Origin of the sequence: Burkholderia sp. FERM BP-3421 (assembly GCF_028657905.1) — a bacterium.
GTDB lineage: Bacteria > Pseudomonadota > Gammaproteobacteria > Burkholderiales > Burkholderiaceae > Burkholderia.
The window spans coordinates 518292-541274 of record NZ_CP117782.1; the positions used below are offsets into that span (position 1 = coordinate 518292).

Here is a 22983-nt window from a genome sequence, read left to right on the forward strand (position 1 = left end):
ATTCTACGAGCCAATTTTTATGAGCCAATCCGAGCTGCATTCGAACCGGGGTCCAGCGAACCTGCTGTTGCTGACGGCGTGCATGACCGCCGTGCTGATCCCGCTCAGCATCGCGGGGCCCGTCGTGACCGTTCCATCGATCAATCGCTTGCTGGGCGGCACGGCGGTCGAGCTGAACTGGGTATCCAATGCCTATCTGCTGACCTACGGCAGCGCGACGATGGCGGCGGGCAGTCTCGCCGACGTCTATGGCCGCAAGCTGCTGTGGCTGCTCGGCATGCTTGCCTACGTGCTCGTGACGGCCGCGATCCCGTTCGCGCCGAGCGTGCTCGCGCTCGACGTGCTGCGCCTCGTGCAGGGGCTCGGCGCGGCCGCGGCATTTGCGGGCGCGATGGCCACGCTTGCGCAGGAATTCCACGGACGCGACCGCACTAAGGTGTTCAGCATGATCGGCACGACCTTCGGGCTCGGCGCCGCGTTCGGCCCATTGGTCGCGGGCTTCCTGGTCGACACGCTCGGCTGGCAGTGGGTATTCTGGCTGCCTGCGCTGCTCGGCGTGCTGGTGGTGCTGTTCGTGCAGGTCGCCGCGCGCGAGTCGCGCGACCCGAATGCGGCCGGGCTCGACTGGCCCGGCGCGATCAGCTTCACGACCACGCTCGGGCTGTTCACCTACGCGATCCTGCTCGTGCCGGAGAACGGCTGGGGCAGCCGCGTCGTGATCGGCGCATTGCTGGTGTCGGCCGTGCTGCTCGCGATTTTCATCGTGATCGAAACCCGCGTGCGCCGGCCGATGCTCGATCTGTCGCTGTTCCGCAGCGCGCGTTTCATCGGCGTGCAGGTGCTCGCGGCCGCGCCGGCCTATACCTATGTGGTGCTGATCCTGCTGCTGCCGACGCGCCTGATGGGCATCGACGGCCAGAGCGCGTTCGAGGCCGGGCGTTTCATGATCGCGCTGTCCGCGCCGCTGCTGGTGCTGCCGTTCGTCGCGGCATATCTCGCACGCTGGTTCACGGCCGGCGTGATCTCCGGGGTCGGCCTGCTGATCGCGGCGGTTGGCCTCGGTTGGCTCGGCGTCGCGATGGCGTCGGGCACGCTCGCGAACGCGGTCGCGCCGCTCGTCGTGATCGGGGTCGGCATCGGCCTGCCGTGGGGGCTGATGGATGGGATGGCGGTCAGCGTCGTCGAGAAGGAGCGCGCGGGCATGGCCACCGGCATCTTCAACGCGGTGCGGCTTGCTGCGGATGGCGTGGCGATCGCGGTGGTCGGTGCGATCCTGTCGGCGCGGATCTTCGATACGCTCGGTCGTGGGGCGATCGCCGGCGCGCAGCCCGAGGTGCTGAAGGAGGCGGCGAACCGGCTCGCGATCTCGGATGTTGCGCACGCAACCTCCTTGCTGCCGGGGGCGACGCGCTCGCTGCTGCTGCAGGCCTATAACGGCGCTTTCGAATTCCAGTTCTATCTGCTGGCCGCGGCGGCCGTCGTCACGGCGTTCGTCGTGTTCGCCGCGCTGGGCTCGGTCCGGACGCACGAGGAGGCCGACGTGTCGTTGCCCGATGCGTCCTTGAGTAAAGACGCCGGTTGAGCGTCGTCCAGGCGTAGGCGGCGCGGTCGGGCCGGGTTCCGAGGGGCGCCCGGCCGCGCCGCCGATGAGGGCGCCTGAAGCGGCGGCGTGGCCGCCTGCCTCGCCCGGACGACGGGCGGGGATTCGTCATGTAAACCACAAAAACAACGAGACATATCATGGAATACGTGCAAGAGAAGTGCGTCGAGGCGCGCGCCGCACCGCGCATGCCTTTGCCGACCCCCGAGGGCGGCGGGCGCGGGCTCGGCGAGCGGCCTGCCTGGATGGGCGGCACGTTCGACGGCTATCGTTTTTCCACGCGGGACTATCCGAGCGGGCAGCGCTTCGAATCGTGGGCCGAGCACAATCGCCTGCGCGAACTGACGATGTGCGACGAGTCGGACGACGGCTTCGCGTTCGATCAGGCGGATGTGCCGTTCGGCCAGATGCTGCTCGGCTTCCGGCGCTTCGCGAGCAGCGCGGCGGCCGCGCCGTCGAGCTATCGCTTCGTGCGGACGACGACGCTGATCCGGCAGGACGGCTTCGATTTCTTCTACCTGCTGCTGAACTGCAACGACACGGTGCGCTACGAAATCGACGGGCAGGGGCGCGAACAACCGCATTCGTGCCTTGCGCTGCTGGACATGTCGAAGCCCTTCAGCGCGACCGTGCCGGAGGGCGAATCGCTGATTCTCACCGTGCCGCGCAGCATGATTCCCGTCTCGGCGAGCGTGCTGCACGGCCGGATCCTGAACTGCCACGCGAGCCTGCTGCTCATGAGTCAGCTGCAGCTGGCCGCGCGCTACCTGCCGGTGCTGCGTGCGGAACAGATCGCGCACATCGCGCAGGGCGTGCTGAACCTGCTGCATGCGGTGTTCACGCCCGGCGCGGACGTGGCCGAGCAGTCGCCTTACGGCGCCGAACATCTGCAACACGAGCGGGCGAAGCAGTACATCGAGGCGAATCTCGATTCGCCCGATCTCAAGGTCGAGCAGATCTGCCGCGAGGTGGGGCTGTCGCGCTCGGCGCTGTACCGGCTGTTCGCGCCGATGGACGGCGTGGCCACCTATATCCGGCGGCGCCGGCTCATCAAGATTCGCGGCCATCTGCTCGCGCATCAGGCGTCGCACCGGACCATTTCCGAACTGGCCTACCGGTATGGGTTCAACAGCCCGACGCAGTTCTGTCGCGCGTACAAGCAGTATTTCGGCTATACGCCGCGGGAAAGCCGGTCGCTGGGCCTGGGCGGTCGCTGGACGGGGCTCGTCGATCCGTCGCGCGACTATGGCGCGTGGTTGCGCGCGAGCGGCGTGTGAGGGCGGTGCGAGCGCGGTGGGGGCGACGCGCTCGCGCGGCGTTTATTGCGGCGGGCCGGAATTCGCGGGCGTCGACGCACTGACGGGCGGAGCGGCCGGTTCGGCGGCCGATGCCGCGGACGCGGAGGGCGCGGCGGCTGCGGGAAGCGAGGCGGCGTTCGGCGTCGCGGTGGGGGAGGAGGCCGGTGCGGGGAATGCATCCGGTGCCGCGTGGGTTGGTGTTGTCTCGGGCGCAGCGGTTGCGGCAGGCGTGCCGATGGCGGTGGACGCTGACGTGCTGCCCGGTACGCCGAGAGCAGGCGCGTTGGCCGGTGCGGACGCCGGTGCGGCCGGAGCCTGAGCCTGAGCGTTGGCCGGTGTGGACGCCGGCACGGCGAAAGCGGGCGCATTGACCGGTGCGGACGCCGGTGCGGCGAGAGCAGGCGCGGATGCGGGTGCGGCGAGGGCCGGCGCGTTGCCCGATGCGGGCGCGGGCATGCCGACAGGCGTGGACGCTGGGGTAGCGAGAGCCGGCGCATAAACATGTGCGGACGCCGGCGCACCGACGGGCGCGGAGGCGGGGGCACCGGCGCCAGCAGGCATGGAGGCTGGGACGGCTGCGGCCGCCGCCGGCGCGACAACGGCCGACACGCCCAAGCCCCCCGGCGCGGCCGCCCCCGCCCCCGCGTGCGCGCCCGGCGGCGGCTCGGCCTGCGCGCCCGGCGCGGCCGGCGTCTCGAGCTTCAACGGCGCGCCCTCCGGCGTCGCGGCGGGTTCCGGCAGCGGCACCACGGGCTCCTTCTCCGCCGCCTTGACCGTGGCCTTGTCGCGTCGCGCCGGGTCGATCTTCAGGAAGTGGTCGACCAGGTTGAAGAAGCGGTCGTAGAACACGCCCGCCGGGATCGTCTCGCTCGCGGTCTTCACCATCGCATCGTCGCTCGAACCGATCGGCAGCGACAGCGAGCCGAACACGCTGAGCCCGACGCTTGCCGAGGTGTTGGTCTTCTTCAGCGAGTAGCGGTCCTGCACCGCGTTCACGTAGGCGATGCTGGCGGTGCCGTCCGCGTTCGCGTCGGCGCAGACCACGTGGAATTCGATCACCACGTGCGTATCGTTGCTCGGCTGGAAGTTCTTGCTGCCGTCGACCGCGTCCGCGCGCGACAGGTTCGTGATGTAGCCCTGGCTCAGCAGCGCGCGCCGTGCCGCCTCGCAGGTCGCGGCCGAGCGGTCGTGGAAGGTGCGGGTGTACGGGCTGCTCGCGGCGTCGAACTGTTCCTGCTGATACAGGGGTTTCGGCGTCGACGAGCACGCGGACAGCGCAATCGCGAGCGCGCACGGGGCGAGGAACGGTCGGAATCGGATGTGCATGGCGAGTTTCGAGGCGATCGGCGCGGGCCGACCCGGTTGACGCGAACGGTGGCCGTTGCCGATCGGTTCGCGCATGCCTGCGCGCTCCGGGACGCGGCGTCGTGCGCCGCGCGGCGGGTACCTGGCCGGCCGCTATTATAGATTCGTTTGCCCGGCGGGCCTCGAAGGCCGCCGGGCGCGCCGCGTCCGGCGTCAGTTGAAGCGGTGGTCGAACTCGAGCCAGAAGGTCCGGCCGTAGGGCATGTAGTAGCCGACCGTGTAGTACGGCCAGCCGCCGGAATCGTCGTGCTTGATGGTGTTCATCAGGTTGTTGACGACGAGGGTCAGCGTGCTGTTCTTGGTCACCTGATGCCCGATGCTGAGGTTGGTCAGCACGGTCGGCGTCAGATAGCCGGTCTGCGCGGCGTTCGGCACCTTGCCGTAGCGCTCGACCTGCACGGTCGAGGTCCAGCGCGGCACCGACCAGGTCAGGCTCAGCATCAGCTTGTCCGGCCATTCCGGATTGCCGGTCGGGTTCTGCAGCGAGTGCAGCAGGTCCTGCACCGGGCCGTTCGCGAACTGCTGGTACTTGTGGCTCAGCACCTTCGTGTAATTGACCGTCCACATGAAGTTGCCGAAGCCGCGCGTGCGCAGCCGCCACCGGGCCGCGAGATCGAAGCCCGTCGTCTTCTCCATCGCCGCGTTGATCGGGTTGACCAGGATCGTGTTGATCGCGCCCGGGTTCAGCACGGCCGTCATCGGGTTGCGGATCACCCGGCTCAACGCATCCTGGCAGTTCGCCGACTGCGGATTCGACTGGCCCGAGCGGCACGCGGCCTCGGTGCGCAGCAGGTTGTCGGGGTCGATCACGGTGACGAGGTTGTCGATGCGGATGTTGTAGTAGTCGGCCGACAGGTCGACATCCGGCGTCGGCGCGAGCACGAAGCCCGCGCCCCACGACTTGCCGTTCTCCGGCTTCAGGTTGCTGTTGCCGGTCTGCACGTAGTTGTTGCCCGGCGACACGTTCGCGTACGTGCAGCGGCTGATCGGCTGGCCGGACTGCTGGCAGCGGTAGTAGTCGGTGGTCGATTCGAAATAGCCGGCGGTCTTGCCCTGGAAGATGTAATTCATGTCCGGCGCGCGGAAGCTCGTGCCGTAGTTGCCGCGCAGCAGCAGCTCGCGCACGGGCCGGTATTCGACGCCGAAGTTGTAGGTCAGCTTGTTGTTGCTCTGGCCGGCGAAGTGGTAGTCGTCGTAGCGGGTCGCGATGTTCGCGTTGAGCTGCCGGAAGATCGGAATGCGCAGCTCGAATGCGGCCGCGTAGCGCTTGCGGTTGCCGCTCACGCTCTGCGGCGTGCCCGCGTTGTAGTAGACGCCCTGGGCGATCGCCGGATCGACCGTGTTGCTGAAGCCCTGGGTGCCGTACTCGATCACGCCCGCGGCCTTCACCGCGCCGGCCGGCAGCGTGAACAGGTTGCCGTTCGCGCTCAGGCTCACGGTCTGGGTCCAGGTGTTGTTCTGGCTCGATGATTGCCCATACAACGAGTTGAACTGGGCCGGCGTCAGCGGCGTCGAGAAGTGCGAGGGATCGGGCGAGTAGATCGGGATGCCGTCCGCGGTGGTGCCGAGGCGCGGCCCGAGGAAGTCGTTGTCGATGCCCGACAGCAGGAGCGGGCGGGTCGCGCGGCTCTGGTAGCCGGACGCGCTGTAGGCCAGCTCGTAGTTCCAGCTGGTGTCGAGCACCGCGCCGCGCACGCCGGTGATCAGGTTGCCCGCGCGGTCGTCCCAGCGACGGTTCCAGGTGCTCGCGCCGCCGATCTCCTCGGGGGCGAAGCGCTTGGTCCACACCTCGTTCGCGCCGGTCGCCTGGTTGTAGAAGTAGCCGTCGCCCGCGGCGTTCGAGGTCCAGCTCGGGCCGCGCGTGTTGTTCTCGGTCTGGTTCAGCGCGACCGAGGCGGAGCCGAACAGCGTCGCGTGCGGATTGAGCTTGTATTCGAAGCCGCCGTACAGGTTCTCGCTGGTGTTCGCGGTCTGGGTGGTCCAGAACGCGGGCTTCGCGAAGCCGCTGCCGCAGGTCTTGCCGCTGCTCGTGACGCTGCCGCCGAACGCGCCGATGCCGCGCAGGCTGCCGCATGCGCCGGGCGCGCCGAGATAGGCGCCGGTGTCGAGATTCTGGCGCGACCACACGGTCGTCGGCGTTTCGCCTTCGAGCGTCGTGGACGACATGAAGTCGCGCTGCGACGACCAGATCGGATTGGTGCGGCTGACCTCGAGGCCGAACACGGTGTCGAGATCGCCGAAGGTCTTGCCGCCCGAGACCTGCAGGCGGCCGTTCGCGCCGCCGCCGCGCTGGGTGGTGCCGCCCTTGACGTTCACCTCGACGCCGTCGATGTGCTTCTTCATGATGATGTTGACGACCCCGGCGATCGCGTCCGAGCCGTAGATCGCCGACGCCGCGCCGTTCAGGATCTCGATCCGGTCGATCATCTCCGACGGGATGTTGGCGAGGTTGACGAAGTTGACGTTGCCGTCATAGGCGATCGGGTAGTCGGCGACCCGGCGGCCGTCCACCAGCACCAGCGTGTGGTTCGGCCCGAGCCCGCGCAGGTTGATCGCGTTGGCGGCCGGCGTGAAGGTGTTGCCGTAGTCGGCGCCCTGCGTGAAGCCGGTGTTCTGCGTCTGCTGCTGGAGCGCGTCGTAGACGTTGCGATAGCCGCGCGCTTCCAGGTCCTGCCCGGTGATCACGGTGACGGCCGTCGCGCCTTCCTTCTCGGTGCGCGGAATCCGCGAGCCGGTCACGACGAACTTGCGCAGCGAGGCGGTGCCGGGCTGGGCGGCGGAGGCCGCCGTCGGCGGCGCGGCGGTCGACGTGGTCGAGGAGGCGGGTACGGATGCCGCAGCGGCCGCCGAGGCGGCGACGGGCGGTCCGGCGTCCGGCGGATCCTGCGCGCGCGCGCCGGTCGTGAAGGCCAGCGATGCAAGCACCCCGAGCGAGGCCGCGCGCGCTCGCATCGCGCACTTTGTCTTGTTCTTGTCGTTCATGATCCGGCTGCATGCGGCCTGCGCCGCTGCGCAATGTCGTTATGTGGATGGGAGAAACCGGCCGGCCGGCGTGAGGCGTCGCGACGTGGCATGCGTCGCGGCGTTACGGACCGGCTGAAATCCGCGGTAATTTATCGATCCGCATCAATCACGGTCAAACAATGTTTACTCATATCAATGTGATTGATAGTGATCGCTAATCAAATTGAATTAATCGTGTTGGAGCAACAATTCGTCCGTTGTGACAGCGGCGCGTCATGAAAACGAAAGGTGGGCGATACGGCTAAATGCCGGATGGCGCTTTGCAAAGCACAACATTGCATTTAGCGAAGCAGTGGCCTCCTGTATCTTGAGTTCCCGCCCTGCGACGGATGGGACATCGAGGACACAACGGAGGATCGAGGTGAGCGACCATGCAGATCGAGGCATTGACTGACGACGAATGGGCACAGGTCGAACCCCTGCTGGACGACGCGCGCACGCATGGCCGGCGCTCGGGCCGGCCGCGCATGGAGGCGCGCAAGGTGATCGACGCGATGCTGTGGGTGCTGGCGAACGGCGAGGGATGGGGCGCGCTGCCCGAGCGTTTCCCGTCGTCGCCGACCTGTCGGCGGCGTTTCGAGGCGTGGCTCGACAACGGCTCGCTGCATGACGTGATCGAGCGGCTGCGCGAAGGCGGCCGCGCGATATCCCTGGATGGGCGGATCGGGCCGTTGGCGCTGAAGCCGCTCGCGCTGCCGCGCCGCGCCGAACCCTGCGCGTTCGCGTGGCGCGCGCCCGAATCGTGGCGGCCGCCCGCCGAATGACGCGCGGCGGACGGTTCCGCTAGCGGCTCGCGCCGCTCATGCGGCCCACGCAGTCGAGCAGCGCGTCGCGCACCCGCATGATGGCCGGGTCGCGCGCCGCGCTCGTGCGCCAGCCCAGCTCGATCGCGTACGCCGGCAGCGCGACCGGGCACGCATAAGCCTTGAGCGGCGTCGCGCGCGCGAGCGCGCGGGCCGCATGCGCGGGAATCGTCGCGACCGCGTCGCTGCCGAGCAGCAGGTGCGGCAAGGCGGCGAAATGGGTGGTGGCCGCGGCGACGCGGCGCTCGCGCCCGAGCGCCGCGAGCGCTTCGTCGACGATGCCGACCACGCCCCCCGACGAGATCAGCACGTGCGGACGCCGCAGGTAATCGGCGAGCGTCAGCCGGCGCGGCGCGCCCGCGCGCGGGTCGAGCACGCACGCATATGCGCCCGCGCCGATCACGCGCCGGCTCAGTCCGCTCGCGGACAGCCCGCCCGAGGCGAGCGCGAGATCGACATGCCGGCCCAGCAGCGCATCGCCGGCGATGCCGCTGTGGGTTTGCCGGAAGATCAGCCGCAGCGTGCGGCTCTGCGCGGCGAGCGCATCGATCAGGGCGCGCCCGAGCGCGATCTCGAAGTCATCCGACAATCCGACCGAGATGGTCCGCCCGACCTGTTCGCCCGCGTCCGCGCTCATCGCGAGGCTTTGCCGGCAGCGTTCGAGCGCGTCGGACAGGATCGGTTTCAGTTCGTCCGCGCGCGGCGTCGGCGACAGGCCGCGCCCGGTGCGCACGAACAGGGGATCGCGGTACAGCGTGCGCAGCCGCGCGAGCGCCGCGCTGACGGCCGACTGGGTGAGGTCGAGCCGCAACGCCGCGCGGCTCGCGCCGCCTTCCTCGTAAAGCGCCTCGAACACTTTCAGCAGGTTCAGGTCCACGCGTGCGATATCGATGGGGCTCATATCAGATATGTCGGTATCGATTTGATCGATGCCCATCATATCGGCAAAGATGGCGCGGTCCACGACAGGAGACCTTCGACCATGCCCAGTTCAGTCATCGCCGCGCTGCAGCTCGGCGCTTCCCCCGACGGCACGCGCGCCACGCTCGACGCCATCCTCGGCTACGAGGCCGAGATCCGCGCGCGCGAGGCCGCGCTCGTGGTCCTGCCGGAGGCCGTGCTCGGCGGCTATCCGAAGGGCGAGATCTTCGGCACCCGGCTCGGCTATCGGCTGCCGGAAGGTCGCGACGCGTTCGCGCGCTACTACGCCCAGGCGATCGACGTGCCCGGCCCCGAGACCGACGAACTGGCGGCGCTGTCGCAGCGCAGCGGCGCGTCGCTCGTGGTCGGCGTGATCGAGCGCGGCGGCAGCACGCTGTATTGCACGGCGCTGTTCTTCGAGCCGCGCGCGGGGCTCGTCGCGAAACATCGCAAGCTGATGCCGACGGGCGCCGAGCGCCTGATCTGGGGGCAGGGCGACGGCTCGACGCTGCCGGTGGTCGACAGCGCGGCCGGCCGGCTGGGCGCGGCGATCTGCTGGGAGAACCACATGCCGCTGCTGCGCGCCGCGATGTACGCGAAGGGCGTGCAGGTCTGGTGCGCGCCGACCGTCGACGAACGCGAGGTCTGGCAAAGCACGATGCGCCACATCGCGCACGAAGGGCGCTGCTTCGTGGTCAGCGCGTGCCAGGTGCAGCCTTCTCCGCGCGCGCTCGGCGTGGCGGCGCCGGGCTGGGACCCGGAGCGGCCGCTGATCCGCGGCGGCAGCGTGATCGTCGGGCCGCTCGGCGACGTGCTGGCCGGGCCGCTCGTCGGCGAGGCGGGGCTGATCGCCGCGCGCGTCGACACCGAGGATCTGGTGCGGGCGCGCTACGACTTCGACGTGGTCGGCCACTACGCGCGCGCCGACGTGTTCTCGCTGCGCGTGGACGAGCGGCCGAAGCAGCCGGTGGTGTTCGACGGCGGCGCGTGATCGGGATTTTCCCGGGCGCGCGCCGCGGCGCGCCCGGCTTCGGCGGGTCGGTTATTGTCCCTATTGCGCGTTTCGCGCCGCGCCGCCCAGCCCCGTCGGGACGGCGCGGCGCGACAGTGCGCGCCTCGCAGGATCCATGCCGGGCGCCGCCGCGCCGCGAACATTCCTTGCTGCAACGCAACGCCAAGCGCGCCGACGCGATGGTATGCTGGCCTCCGATCGATTCGTATGGCTGGCACACCGGCAAGCATGGCATCCCCGTCTCGCGTGGTCCTAAATAAAACGAACGCTTCGGCCCACCTGGAGTCGGAGCATTGAAGGCGACGCCCGAGCTGCGCGCATGCGCACGCTTCCTGCCCCGCGCACGCGCCGGGCAGCCGGTATGTACCGGTTCCATCGCGGGTCGCGCCCGCGCACAGAATTCTAGTTCTACAACATGGAGACAGTTTCATGACCGAGAGCCAAGCGGCCGCGGGAGCGCGCGCCATTCCGATTGACGTTCCCGCCCACGTCCGGCACCGCGGGCTGATCGACTGGGTCGCGCGCGTGGCCGCGCTGACCGAGCCCGCGCGGGTCGTCTGGTGCGATGGCTCGCAGGCCGAGTACGACGCGCTGTGCGAGCAGATGGTCCGGCAGGGCACGATGATCCGGCTGAATCCGGCGCTGCGGCGGAACTCGTTCCTGGCCCTGTCCGATCCGTCGGACGTCGCGCGCGTCGAGGACCGCACCTTCATCTGCAGCGCGACGCGCGAGGATGCGGGGCCGACCAATCACTGGGTCGCGCCGGCCGAGATGCGCACGACGCTCGACGGCCTGTTCCGGGGCGCGATGCGCGGCCGCACGCTGTACGTGGTGCCGTTCTCGATGGGGCCGCTCGGCTCGCCGATCGCGCATATCGGCGTGGAGCTGTCGGACAGCCCGTATGTCGCGGTCAACATGCGGATCATGACGCGCATGGGGCGCGACGTGCTCGCCGCGCTCGGCGAGGACGGCGAATACGTGCCGTGCGTGCACAGCGTCGGCCAGCCGCTCGCGGCCGGCGAACCCGACGTGCGCTGGCCGTGCAATCCGACCAAGTACATCGTGCATTTCCCGGAAACGCGCGAGATCTGGAGCTTCGGCTCGGGCTACGGCGGCAACGCGCTGCTCGGCAAGAAGTGCTTCGCGCTGCGCATCGCGTCGACGATGGGGCGCGACGAGGGCTGGCTCGCGGAGCACATGCTGATCCTCGGCGTGACCTCGCCCGCGGGCCGCAAGTACCACGTCGCGGCCGCGTTCCCGTCGGCCTGCGGCAAGACCAACTTCGCGATGCTGATTCCGCCGAAGGGCTTCGAGGGCTGGCGCGTCAGCACGATCGGCGACGACATCGCGTGGCTCAAGCCGGGCGCGGACGGCCGCCTGTACGCGATCAATCCGGAGGCCGGCTATTTCGGCGTCGCGCCGGGCACGGGCGCGAAGACCAATCCGAACGCGCTCGCGACGCTCGAGGAAAACGTGATCTTCACCAACGTCGCGCTGACCGACGACGGCGACGTGTGGTGGGAAGGGCTCACCGAGACGCCGCCCGCGCACCTGCTCGACTGGCAGGGCGAGGACTGGACGCCCGAGATCGGCCGCGCGACGGGCCGCAAGGCCGCGCATCCGAATGCGCGCTTCACCGCGCCCGCCTCGCAGTGCCCGTCGATCGACGACGACTGGGACAACCCGGCCGGCGTGCCGATCGACGCGTTCATCTTCGGCGGCCGCCGCTCGACCACGGTGCCGCTCGTCGCCGAGGCGCGCGACTGGACCGAGGGCGTCTACATGGCGGCGACGATGGGCTCCGAGACCACGGCGGCCGCGGCGGGCCAGCAGGGCGTCGTGCGGCGCGACCCGTTCGCGATGCTGCCGTTCTGCGGCTACAACATGGGCGACTACTTCGCGCACTGGCTCGCGCTCGGCGAGCGGCTCGCGGCGTCGGGCGCGCGCCTGCCGCGCATCTACTGCGTGAACTGGTTCCGCAAGGGCGCGGACGGCCGCTTCGTGTGGCCCGGTTACGGCGAGAACATGCGCGTGCTCAAGTGGATGCTCGACCGCATCGACGGCGCGGGCGCGGGCGTCGAGAACGCGTTCGGCGTCACGCCGCGCTATGAGGACCTGAACTGGGACGGGCTCGCGTTCACGCCCGCGCAGTACGAGCAGGTAACCTCGATGGATGCGGCCGCGTGGCGCGACGAGCTGGCGCTGCACGACGAGCTGTTCGAGCGCCTGAAGGCGCGCCTGCCGCGCGCGCTGGTCGAGACCAAGGCGCGCATCGAAGGCCGGCTGGCGGGCTGAGCATCGGCGCGCGCAGCCGACGCCTAGGCGGGCGCCGGCTGCGGGTCGCGCGGGCCGTGGCCGGTCCAGCGCTTGAACGCGCGGCGGAAGTTGTGCGAATCGCTGAAGCCGACTTCGTGCGCGACGTCCTCGATCGACAGGCGCGGGTTGCTCAGCAGCGTGAACGCGCGTTTCTGGCGGATCGTGTCGATCACCGTCTGGTAGGACACCCCCTGGTCGGCCAGGCGTCGCCGCAGCGTGCGTTCGCTCATGCACAGCTGCGCGGCGATGGCCGCGAGCGTCGGCGCGTGGCGCAGGTCGCGACGCACGATGCGCTCGATCGATTCGAGGAAATCGGGGCCTTCGGGCTCGACCGGCTCGGCGCTCTGCAGGAATTCGAGCGCCTGACGGTGCGCGAGCGGATCGTGGGTCGCGATGGCGCGCGCGCCCCATGCGGCGTCGCAGCGGAACAGGTTGTGCGGCTGTTCGAAGCGCACCGGGCACTCGAACGCGCGCGCGTAGGCGTCGGCCTGGGCCGGGCGCGGATAGGCGAGATCCACTGACAGCGGCCGGAATCCCGCGCCTGCCAGCGCGCGGCCGATCTTCATGAAGTTGCCGAACGCTTCCTCGACGAGGAAGGCCTCGATATCGGCCTCCAGCAGCAGGTTGGTCGCATGGATCGACATCGCCCGCGCGTCGCTCTTCAGTTCGAATTGCAGCAATGGCCCGGTATGGCGCTGCAGGCGCATGCCGACCGCGACCGCATCCTTGAAGGTGGGGCTCGTCAGCATCGCGTAGCCGACCAGGCCGATCGACGCGATCGTCTCGCTCATGCCGAGTTCGAGGCCGAGCGCGCGCCCGGGCGCCATCGCGAGCGCGCGCCGGATCATCGCGCTGGCCTGGCGCAGCGAGATGCGGCACGCGGGATTGGACAGGTCCTCGACCTCGAAGCCGAGCCCGCGGCACAGCCGCGTCGAATCGATGCCCAGCGTGTCGCTCGTCTCCGCGAGGCAGCGCAGCAAGTGAACCGGCAGATTCGCCGTCGTATAACGGGCGGTATCCTCCATGGGCGCTCCATGCTTTTTTTTCGCGATTGTACTCGCTCCCCCCGGCGCGCATGGGCCGCCGGCACGGCATGGAAAACCCCCGGTCCACTGCTGCATCACGCTCAGAAATAGTGGCGCAGGCCGACCGTCGCGCCCAGCTGCGTGCCGGCCGTGCTGGGCCCCTGGCCGTTGATGCCGACCAGCTGCGCGCCGATCAGCCCGCCCCGGTAGAGGGAATAGTCGAGTTCGGCGTAGAGCAGGTCGCGCTTCGACAGCGCATAGCCCGCGACGATCTGGTATTGCTGCGCGTGGCCGTCGAAGTCGGGCGTGTAGCCCGATTGCGTGGTCCACCAGCCGTTGACGGCGGCCGTCAGCGCCGCGCTGACGCGCCAGCTCAGGCCGGCGAGGATCATGCGGCGGCGGCGGAAGCCGCCCGGTGTGTTCGGATCCGCGACCTGCGCGGGCGAGATGATGCCGAGCCCCGCGAGATCGGCCGGGCTGAACGGCCCGTTCGCGAACGAGGTGAATGCGTTGTCGCGCGCATTGTCGAGGTAGCCGGCGTTGACGGTGACGGGGCCGAGCGTGAACGCCGCGCCCGCCGTGTAGATCGAAAAGGTCGCGTGCGTGACGTCGTCCCGGTTGCGCAGGAACGAGGCGCCCGCGCGCAGCGGCCCGGCGTCGGGCGCGTAGGCGACCGACGCGCCGACCTGGCTGCCGAGCGGGCCGCCGCCCGCGCGGCCGCCCGGCGAATACTGCGCGAGCAGATAGAGGCCGCCCAGCTGCGCGCCGTACTGGATCATGTTGTTGGTGCGCGAGCCCGCGAGCAGCGTCTGCTCGGGCTTGAAGACATTCACGTACGGATCCTGCGGGCCCGCCCACAGGTTCGAGCCGTAGGTGAGCGACACGCCTTCGAACGCGACGTTGTACTGGCGGCCGAGCGTGAGCAGCCCGAGCGTCGGCGACATCAACCCCACGAACGCGACCTGGAAGAAGTTCGTCGAGCCGGCCGGCACGATCGCGCCGCTGTTCGGGCCGAAGTGGCTTTCGAGATTGAACTGCGCCTGCAGGCCGCCGCCCAGGTCTTCCTGGCCTCTCACGCCCCAGTAGCTTTCGGTCAGGCCGCCGCCGTCGGCCATCGAGATGCGGCGTCCGGTGGACGATGGCGCACCGTCGGGGCCGTAGGTCACGCCGTGGGTCTCGTAGCGCAGGCCGGCGTCGAGCACGCCGTACAGCGTCACGCTGCTTTGCGCGCGCGCGCCGAGCGCGCACAGGGCGAGCGTCGCGCAGCAGGCGACGCGAAGGGAGCTTCTGGGCTTCATGCTGAGTCAACTCCGGACTGCGGGTCGGGGAGGGCGGCCGGAGCCGCCGGGTGGCATCTGGGTGCCGGAATCGACTGTAGGGAGCCAATTTTCCGCGGAGCAAGGCCGCAGCGGCCAATCTCGTGGTGCGAGACGGCCAGCTTCGCGTTCAGCGCGACGGCTGGACCGCCTGCCCGGGCGAGGCGGGGGGCGTCGCGCGCAGCGCGGGCCGCACGAACGGCGCGGCCGCGACGAGCGCGACGCACAGCAGGTCGGCGAAGCGCGCGCTGCCGTGGCGTTCGAGCAGCGCGCCGGACAGCGCGGTGCCCGCGCCCGACGCGCCGAACGTGATGACCAGCGTGCGCGCGACGAGCGAGCCGTCGGGATCGAGGTCGGACAGCCGCCCGGTCAGGAACGGCACGATCACGAAGAACGCGCTGTTCAGCAGCAGCTGGCTGAGGAAATAGTCCTTGCCGTCCGTCGCGCCGAAGAACCATTGCAGCGCGCCGAGCATCGCGAACAGCGCGATCCACACCAGCGCGATGCGGCGCGGATGGCTCGCGCGCTGCGCGGGCACCAGCGCGCCGGCGAAGCCGAGCAGCGACGAGACCGACAGCAGCACGCCGATCAGCGTCGGCGACAATCCGGCGCGCGCGCCGACGAAGCCGGCGATCGCCCATTGCGAGGTCTGCACGCCGTAGATCAGCACGGTCACGATCCAGATGGCGGCGACCGGCCGCCAGGGCGGCGCGGCCGGGCGCGAGCGCTTCGCCGCGCGCGGGGGCGCGGGCGCGGCGAGCGCGCCGAGGCCGCGCAGCGCGGGCGCGAGCGCCGCGATCACGCCGGCCAGCAGCACGAACAGCGCACGCGCGCCCCAGCCGGCCGGCAGCGCGGCGATCACGACCAGCAGGCCGCCGTTGAGCGCGCCCGCCAGCAGGTTGATATAGCCCCACACGCGATCGGTCGACACGCGCCGCGACACGCCCGAGGCGACCACCACGAACAGCATGCCCTCGAACAGGCCCGTCAGCGCGCGCGCCGCGCCGAGCCAGGCGAGATCGGGCGCGACGGCGCTCGCCGCCTGCCCGACGACCGCGCCGAGCGCGCCGGCCACGACGAAGCCGCGCGCGGCGCGCGCGATCCAGCGCGGCAGCAGGGCGCAGCTGACGGCGATGCCGAGGATCTCGAGGCCGACGATCTCGGTGGCGAGATCCTCGCCGAGGTGGAAGCGCGCCATCACGGCGGCGACCAGGAACGGCGACAGGATGAGGCCGTTGGTGGCCGCCGCGAAGGCCAGCGCGAGCCGTACGATCGCGGCGGTGGACGGGTCGGGGCGGACGGCGGGAACAGGCGTGACGGCGGACATCGTGGCTCCTCTCGTGGGACGGACGGCAGCGCGATCGAACGTGACGACGCCGGCCTACACGCCGAACAGCGCGCGCAGGTACGGCGTCAGGAACAGGCCATGCGGGTCCATCTGCTCGCGCAGCGCGAGGAAATCGTCCCAGCGCGGATAGCAGGCGGCGAGCGCGCGCGCGTTCAGCGTATGCATCTTGCCCCAGTGCGGGCGGCCGCCGTGATTGAGGCAGATCGCCTGCACCGCATCGAAGTACGCGTCGAACGGCATGCCGCGGTACTGGTGCACCGAGATCCGCACGGTGTCGCGGCCATAGTCGGGGCTGAGCCAGATGTCGTCCGCGCGGACCCAGCGGTATTCGAGCGGAAACATCAGCGGGAAGGTGCGCCGCGCGATCAGCGCGCGGATCTCGCGCAGCGCGTCCGCGCCGCGCTCGGCGGGCAGCGCCCATTCCATCTCGTTGAAGCGCACGCGCCGCTCCGTCGACAGCATCGCGTGGCTCGCGTCGACCCGCCGCCCCGGCGACACGGTCGACGCGCACAGACGGCTCAGCGCCGGGCACAACCCGGGCGCGCGCCGGCCCAGCCCGCACAGCGCGCCGAACACGGTGTTCTCCAGGAACGATTCGGTCGCGCGGCCGGCCCAGTGCGCGGCGTCGGCCGGTTCGTCGGTGAGGTCCCAGGCCTTGGTGAGCACGGTGTCGGTATGCGGAAACCAATAGAACTCGAAGGAGCGGTGGCGCTCGGTGAGCGCGTCGGCCTGCGCGAGGCAATCGTCGAGCCGCATCGCGCCGCGTTCGAGGCGCAGCCGGAACGCGGGCACCACGCGCAGCGCGATCTCGGTCAGCACGCCGAGCACGCCCAGGCCGACGCGGCCGCCCGCGAACAGCGCCGGGTTCTCGTCGGCCGATGCGCGCACTTCCTCGCCGTCGGCGCGCAGCATGGTCAGGCCGTCGATCTGCGTCGACAGGTTGCCGAGCGTGATGCCGGTGCCGTGCGTGGCGGTGCTGGTCGCGCCGGCGAGCGACTGCGCGTTGATGTCGCCGAGGTTCTCCATCGCGAAGCCGCGCTCGGCGAGCGCGGGGCCGAGCGCGAACAGGCGCGTGCCGGCGTGGACCCGCGCGATGCGGCGGGGTTCGTCCAGTGCGATGAGGCCTTGGACGCGGTCGAGCGAGACGATCCGGTCGTCGGTCTGCACGAGCGGGGAGAACGAATGTCCGGCGCCCGCGAGCCGCACCGTTCCGCCGCGCGCGGCCGCGTCCCGCAGCACGGCGGCGAGCGCGGCGCGCGACGCGGGTGTCTCGACGGTTGCCTTCGGACTGCTTACATATCCGGACCAGTTGCGCCACATCGTGGATGACCTCATTGCGTACGGTGGATGGAACGACGTCGGCGCGGCGTCAGAAGAAGCACTTGCCTTCGCCCCGGTAGGTGGGGATTTCGTCGATCACGCGGCCGTCGCGGATCAGCAGCAGCGTGTTGAAGCGCTCGCACAGCTCGCCGGCCTTCGCGTGGCGGAACAGGATCGGGTCGCCGAGCGCCGGCTGGAGATGGGCGGGATGACGCACCGGCGTCTGCACCTCGCCCGCGCCTTCGTTGGCGATCAGCGCGCAGCCGGCGGGCAGCCACGGTCGCGGCAGGCGGCTCGGGCCGCTCGCGCCCGATGCGACATAGCCGCCGCCCGAACAGGTGACGACGCCCGGCTGCGGCACCCGCGTCACCGCGAGTGCGAAACCCGCCGCGGGTTGCGCGCGGAAGCTCGCGTAGTGATCGAACAGCGTCGGCGCGTACAGGCCCGAACCGGCGGCGAGCTCCGTGACGGAGGCGTCGCGGCGGGTGCTCTCGATGCTGCCGGTGCCGCCGCCGTTGACGAAGCGCAGCGCATGGCCGGCGTCGGCGAGCGCGCGCACGACGGCCTCGCGGCGCGCGTTGACCTCACGCGCCGAGCGCCGCTTCAGATGCCGCACCAGTGCATTCTTGAGCGCGCTGCCCGGCGCGTGGTCCGGTATGCCCGCGATCTGACCTTCGTAGCCCATCAGGCCGTCGAGCCGCACGCCGTCGCAGCGCGCGATCGTCTCGGCGAGCGCGACGGCGGCCGATGCGTCGCGGATGGGCGAGCGGTACATGCCGAAGTACAGCCCCGGATACGCGGACGACATGTCGAGGTCGATCGCGAGCGGCATCGACACGCTGGATGCGCGCGCGATCGCGGCGATCCGTTCGACCTGGGCCGCGCTGTCGACCATCAGCGTGATCGCGCGGCCGAGCCGCAGTTGCGCGGCGACCTCGCGCAGCGCGTCGGGATCGCCGTCGGGATAGGCGACCACGAGGTCGTCGAAGCCGTCGGCGGCGAGCCATGCGGCTTCCCGCGCGGAGTAGCAGAGCAGGCCGCGCGCCACCGGGTTGGCGAGCAGCGCGCGCAGCAGCGGCCGCGCGCGCACCGACTTGGTGGCGAGGCGGATCGGCAGGCCGCCCGCGCGGCGCGCGAGGTCGGCGAGGTTCGCTTCGAGATGCGCGAGATCGATGAACGCGGCGGGCAATGCGCGGCCCGCGAGCGCGGCGCGGTAATACGTATAGTCGTGAGGCGCGGCGGGGGGAACGGGAACACGGCTCATTGAACTGGCTCGGCTGAAGGAGGCGTTGCTGCGTGGTCCGATCGGCGATCGGGTATGGCCACGAGCATAGGGGCGCTCAAAAACCGCACCAAGCGCGCAGCGGGTCGTTCGATGGGTCCGATCCGGCCAATCTGGCCGGTCCGCGCGATTCGGGCCGCAGGCGCGCAGCGCCGTCGCGCGGGCGCGGCGGGCGGTTTAGTGACGCGGTTCTAGTCGCCGGTTTTTGACGCCGCGCAAGTTTCGACCTAGAACCTACTCGCAGATCAACGACAACGGGCGAGGGGGCCAACGTGAAACGATCGAGGGCGCTGTGGCGCGGCGTGGGGATAGTGGCGGGCGTGGCCGTCGCGCTTGCCGCATGGCGATACGGCCTGCTGTCGCAGGCCGCCACGCGGATCGATGCGCGCAGCGGCGGCGTGACGCTCGCGGCGGCGGCGGGCCCCGCGCCCGCCTGGAACGCGCCCGGCCCCGAGGAGCGGCGGCTCGATCTCGATGCGCTGCGCCGCTCGCTCGCGAGCCGTCCCGACGCGGATGCCGAGGTGGCGCGCATCGTTGCGTTCGCACGGTTTCGCGATCGGGTGGCGGCCTTTGGCAACAGTCGCAACAGCCTGCCCGCCGCCGAGCGCGCCGCGCTCGCGCGGTCGATCCTCGACGAACTGCCCGAGCATGTCGCGCGCAACGAGATCGTGCCGGTGCAGGCCGAGGCGCTGAGCGCCGCGCTGCTCGTCGACGCCCAATCCGACACGGCGACGCGCGAGGCGGCGATCCAGTCGATGCGCGCGCAATGGGACGCCTATGCGCAGCAGAGCGTCGGCCCGTCGCCCGCCCAGGATCCGCGCTATGTCGCGTACGCGCAGCAGAGCCGCGACATCATCCAGCAGGTGCGGGCGAGCGTGTCCGATCCGGACCAGCAGCAGCGCGTCATCGGACAGCGGCTGCAGGCGCTGCGCGTGCAGCTGTTCGACTCAGCCGCTTCACCCGGCGCGCACTGAGCGCGCCGCACATTCCCGCCGCATCGCGGCGAATCATCCTGTCGATCAGAACTGGGAGGGGGAGATGTCCGTGTCGAACTATTTGAAACGCTGCTGGATCGCGGGCCTGCTGGGCTGCGCCGCGCTCAACGGCCACGCGGCGGATACGCCGCAGCCCGATCCGTCGATTCCCTATTATTCGTGGTACGAAGTGATCCTGCCGGAAAGCAGCGGCGCGTCGTGCGGCAACGGCACGCCGATGCGCTTCTACATCAATCGCGCGCAGTCGGACAGCCTGCTCTACATGATGGAGCCGGGCGGCGCGTGCTGGGACTACGGCACCTGCACCCAGACCGCGACCGGGCCGGAAGCGGGGCTCGGCGGCTTCAATCCGGACGGGATCCCGCACAACTACATGAACGGCACGACGAGCCAGAGCATCAAGTCGTCGTTCCTGTCGCCGCTGCTGACGCGCATGGACGCCGCCCACATCCTGGTCGGCGAGCCGAAGGTCGAGACCCAGGACTGGACCCAGGTGTTCGTGCCGTATTGCACGGGCGACATCCACATGGGCAGCGCCGTGCACAGCTACACCTCGCCGAGCGGCGACTGGCGGGTGCAGCACTACAGCGGGCTCAGGAACATCCAGGCGGTCGCCGACTGGCTCGTCGCGCACGGCTTCGGGCAGCCCGCGCGGCTGCTCGTGTACGGGATGAGCGCGGGCGGCTACGGCACGCTCGGCAACTACGCGGCGCTGCGCACCACGCTGCAGCCGCGCGTGCACAGTTCGCTGCTCGACGACGCCGGCACGGTGTTCAACACGCCCTTCGACGCCGACATGGCCGCGCATCCATCGGTGGGCCTCTACGATCGCGCGCGCAGCGAGTGGGGCATGCTCGCGCCGGACGGCATGATCGCGGTGAATCAGCGGCTGGCCCGCAACTTCGATCCCGGCAACATGGGCAGCGCGTATTACGCACTCTCGACCACCTTCCCGCACGACCGCTTCGGCTTCTCGACCTACCAGCGCGACAAGATCATCGCCGCCTACACCTATCGCGCGTTCGTGCCCGCCGTGATCGCGGCGCCCGACGACGCGAGCAAGGACGCGCTGTCGCTGGCGATGTTCGCGCAGGAGCTGGACGGTCTCAAGCAGACGCTGAATCCGCTGCCGAACTTCGGCTACTTCATGCCCTGGTCGCGCAACGACTTCATCGACAACCACCAGGTGACGGCGGTCAGCTTCACGGGATCGGGCATCCACGAGCGCGGCATCGATGCCGACATCGGCACCTTCGTCGCCGATCTGCTCAACCAGCAGGATCCGGCCGACGTGCCGGTGATGAAGGCGTTCCGCACCCAGCAGTGGTCGGATTTCACGTTCTCGACGTTCCTCGCGTGGATCGACAGCGTGCTCAACCTGACGGGCGAAGCGGGGCCGATCTCCGGCCACCACGCGTAAGCGCGGGCGCGGGCAGCGGCGCGGCGGTGGGCCGCGCGCCGCGCCGCGCGGTTCGATGCGACAATCGTCGCGATACATCGAACCAGGAGACATCGCAGTGAGCCACATCGACATCCGACGCATCGCCGTGGTCGGCGCGGGCGTGATCGGCGCCAGCTGGGCCGCGTTCTATCTTCAGCAAGGCTTCGACGTGGTCGTGACCGACCCCGCGCCCGATGCGCGCGAGCGGCTCGACCGCAGCCTGCGCGAGGTGCTCGGCGAGCGTCACGCGACGCTGGCCGCGCAGCTGCGCTTCGACGCCGACCTCGCGAGCGCGCTGGTCGACGTCGACTTCGTGCAGGAGAACGGCCCCGAGCGGCTCGATCTCAAGCGCGAGCTGTATGCGCGCATGGATGCGCTGCTGCCGGCTCGGGTGCTGATCGCGTCGAGTTCGTCGGGGCTCAAGATGTCGGAGATCCAGACCGCGTGCGCGCATCATCCGGAACGCTGCCTGATCGGCCATCCGTTCAATCCGCCGCACCTGATCCCGCTCGTCGAGCTGGTCGGCGGCGCGGCCACCTCGCCCGCGACGCTCGACGCCGCGCGGCAGTTCTACGACGGGCTCGGCAAGGTCACGATCGTGCTCAACAAGGAGATGACGGGCCACGTGGCGAACCGGCTCGCGGCCGCGTTGTTCCGCGAGGTCTATCACCTCGTCGGCGAAGGCGTGGTGAGCATCGAGGACGCCGACCGCGCGGTGTCGTGGGGGCCGGGGCTGCGCTGGGGGCTGATGGGGCAGGGCCTGACCTATCACCTCGGCGGCGGCGAAGGCGGGATCGCGCATTTCCTCGACCACCTGTCCGGCCCGATGACGACCTGGTGGAACGACCTCGGCGCGCCGTCGTTCGATCCGGCGGTCGATCGTCAGCTGATCGACGGGCTGCGCGCGATCCAGGGCGAGCGCAGCATGCAGGCGCTCGGCGCGGAACGCGACCGCCTGCTGGTCGAACTGATCGAGGCGCGCCGCGGCAGCTTCCTGCCGTGAGCGGCAATCAGTCGTAGAACGCCGAGGGCACCACGCCGAAGTGGCGCTTGAACATCGCGGTGAACGCGCTCTGGCTCGTGTAGCCGTGGTCGAGCGCGATGCTCAGGATCTTCTCGCCGTGCGCGAGCCGCTTGAGCGCCAGCAGCAGCCGCGCCTGCTGGCGCCAGCGTCCGAAGGTCAGCCCGGTCTCGCGGCTGAACCAGCGGTACAGGGTCTTCTCCGATACGCCGAGCTGGGCCGCCCACGCGCCGATCGTGCGATGGTCGTCGGGCGCCGCGAGGATCGTGTCGCATACCGCCTGCAGGCGTGCGTCGTTCGGCCAGGGCAGGTAGAGCGGCAGGCGCGGCACCGCGTTGAGTTCCGCGAGGATCAGCTGCATCAGGTGGTCGTCGCGCGAACCCGCCGCGTAGTCGAGCGGCACGTCGATCGCCGCGACGATCAACTCGCGCAGGAGCGGCGGCACGTCGACCACGCCGGTGCGCGCGCGCAGCCCGGCCGCCACCGCGGGTTCGACGAACACGGTGCGCATCTTCACGTCGCCGCTCATCTGCACCGCATGGTCCAGCTCGGGTTCGAGCCAGACCCCGCGCGTGGGCGGCACCACCCATGCGCCGGTCGGCGAGGTGATCTGCATCACGCCCTCGATCGCATAGAGCAGCTGCGCGCGGCGGTGCCGGTGGGTTTCGATATGGGTGCCGTTCGGATAGAACGCGGCCATCGCCGCGACCGGCATCGGCGTGTTCTCGTAGGGCAGGTGGTCGACAGCCGGCGAAACGGCTGACCGATTTGCGGCAAGAGTCGACATATTGGCGAAAGACGGGCGAGGGGGAGAACGCGCACGATGTCGGATTCCTGCACACCGAGCGACAAATGAACGCATCGTATGTTTTTTTGAGCATTTTGGCCATTGATCG

The 22983-nt window shown here is 70.1% G+C and carries 17 protein-coding genes; 8 read left to right on the top strand and 9 right to left on the bottom strand.

From position 1 onward, the window contains the following. Positions 1-19 precede the first annotated feature (19 nt). Together Bsp3421_RS18540 and Bsp3421_RS18545 are read left to right on the top strand one after the other, a co-directional pair. A complete protein-coding gene (locus Bsp3421_RS18540; RefSeq protein WP_274002282.1) occupies positions 20-1582 on the top strand; it encodes an MFS transporter in 1563 nt (520 codons plus the stop codon). Between the two features lie 158 nt (positions 1583-1740). Next, positions 1741-2877, top strand: coding sequence for an AraC family transcriptional regulator (locus tag Bsp3421_RS18545; RefSeq protein WP_274002283.1), 1137 nt, complete (start codon positions 1741-1743; stop codon positions 2875-2877). Between the two features lie 42 nt (positions 2878-2919). On the opposite strand, the gene Bsp3421_RS18550 is transcribed toward Bsp3421_RS18545, so the two are convergent. Further along, positions 2920-4224 carry a DUF2242 domain-containing protein gene (locus tag Bsp3421_RS18550; protein ID WP_274002284.1) on the bottom strand — a complete coding sequence of 435 codons (1305 nt, stop codon included), beginning with the start codon at positions 4222-4224 and terminating at the stop codon, positions 2920-2922. A gap of 192 nt (positions 4225-4416) precedes the next feature. After that, complete coding sequence (locus Bsp3421_RS18555; RefSeq protein WP_274002285.1) at positions 4417-7245, bottom strand: TonB-dependent receptor; 2829 nt, start codon at positions 7243-7245, stop codon at positions 4417-4419. Between the two features lie 413 nt (positions 7246-7658). Here Bsp3421_RS18555 and Bsp3421_RS18560 point away from each other — a divergent pair, with 413 nt between their 5' ends. Further along, entirely contained in the window at positions 7659-8051 is a 393-nt protein-coding gene (locus tag Bsp3421_RS18560) for a transposase (RefSeq protein WP_274002286.1), read from the top strand. Positions 8052-8070: 19 nt separating this feature from the next. Here Bsp3421_RS18560 and Bsp3421_RS18565 read toward each other — a convergent pair whose 3' ends face one another. Then, on the bottom strand, positions 8071-8991 hold the full coding sequence (locus Bsp3421_RS18565; protein WP_274002287.1) for a LysR family transcriptional regulator: 921 nt from the start codon (positions 8989-8991) through the stop codon (positions 8071-8073). An 81-nt stretch (positions 8992-9072) separates the two neighbouring features. Here Bsp3421_RS18565 and Bsp3421_RS18570 point away from each other — a divergent pair, with 81 nt between their 5' ends. Further along, entirely contained in the window at positions 9073-10002 is a 930-nt protein-coding gene (locus tag Bsp3421_RS18570; protein WP_274002289.1) for a carbon-nitrogen hydrolase family protein, read from the top strand. Between the two features lie 450 nt (positions 10003-10452). Beyond that, entirely contained in the window at positions 10453-12318 is a 1866-nt protein-coding gene (locus tag Bsp3421_RS18575; RefSeq protein ID WP_274002290.1) for a phosphoenolpyruvate carboxykinase (GTP), read from the top strand. A 23-nt stretch (positions 12319-12341) separates the two neighbouring features. On the opposite strand, the gene Bsp3421_RS18580 is transcribed toward Bsp3421_RS18575, so the two are convergent. From Bsp3421_RS18580 to Bsp3421_RS18600, 5 genes are all read right to left on the bottom strand, one after another. After that, the gene (locus Bsp3421_RS18580) at positions 12342-13364 is read right to left on the bottom strand and encodes an AraC family transcriptional regulator (RefSeq protein ID WP_274002291.1); all 1023 of its coding nucleotides are present in this window, start codon (positions 13362-13364) and stop codon (positions 12342-12344) included. Positions 13365-13465: 101 nt separating this feature from the next. Further along, positions 13466-14662 carry a porin gene (locus tag Bsp3421_RS18585; RefSeq protein ID WP_274002293.1) on the bottom strand — a complete coding sequence of 399 codons (1197 nt, stop codon included), beginning with the start codon at positions 14660-14662 and terminating at the stop codon, positions 13466-13468. 148 nt (positions 14663-14810) lie between these two features. Beyond that, on the bottom strand, positions 14811-16007 hold the full coding sequence (locus Bsp3421_RS18590; protein ID WP_274002294.1) for an MFS transporter: 1197 nt from the start codon (positions 16005-16007) through the stop codon (positions 14811-14813). 54 nt (positions 16008-16061) lie between these two features. Next, complete coding sequence (locus Bsp3421_RS18595) at positions 16062-17348, bottom strand: D-arabinono-1,4-lactone oxidase (RefSeq protein ID WP_274002295.1); 1287 nt, start codon at positions 17346-17348, stop codon at positions 16062-16064. Positions 17349-17397: 49 nt separating this feature from the next. Continuing rightward, positions 17398-18612, bottom strand: a complete 1215-nt coding sequence (locus Bsp3421_RS18600) for an amino acid deaminase/aldolase (RefSeq protein WP_274002296.1) — start codon at positions 18610-18612, stop codon at positions 17398-17400. Between the two features lie 290 nt (positions 18613-18902). Here Bsp3421_RS18600 and plcR point away from each other — a divergent pair, with 290 nt between their 5' ends. The 3 genes from plcR to Bsp3421_RS18615 all read left to right on the top strand — a co-directional run bounded on the left by plcR (position 18903) and on the right by Bsp3421_RS18615 (position 22069). Then, positions 18903-19604, top strand: coding sequence for a phospholipase C accessory protein PlcR (gene plcR, locus Bsp3421_RS18605; RefSeq protein WP_274002298.1), 702 nt, complete (start codon positions 18903-18905; stop codon positions 19602-19604). Positions 19605-19668: 64 nt separating this feature from the next. Further along, the gene (locus Bsp3421_RS18610) at positions 19669-21045 is read left to right on the top strand and encodes a pectin acetylesterase-family hydrolase (RefSeq protein ID WP_274002299.1); all 1377 of its coding nucleotides are present in this window, start codon (positions 19669-19671) and stop codon (positions 21043-21045) included. 106 nt (positions 21046-21151) lie between these two features. Beyond that, positions 21152-22069 carry a 3-hydroxyacyl-CoA dehydrogenase NAD-binding domain-containing protein gene (locus Bsp3421_RS18615; RefSeq protein ID WP_274004267.1) on the top strand — a complete coding sequence of 306 codons (918 nt, stop codon included), beginning with the start codon at positions 21152-21154 and terminating at the stop codon, positions 22067-22069. Positions 22070-22076: 7 nt separating this feature from the next. On the opposite strand, the gene Bsp3421_RS18620 is transcribed toward Bsp3421_RS18615, so the two are convergent. Continuing rightward, on the bottom strand, positions 22077-22874 hold the full coding sequence (locus Bsp3421_RS18620; RefSeq protein WP_274002300.1) for an AraC family transcriptional regulator: 798 nt from the start codon (positions 22872-22874) through the stop codon (positions 22077-22079). Between the last annotated feature and the right edge of the window lie 109 nt (positions 22875-22983).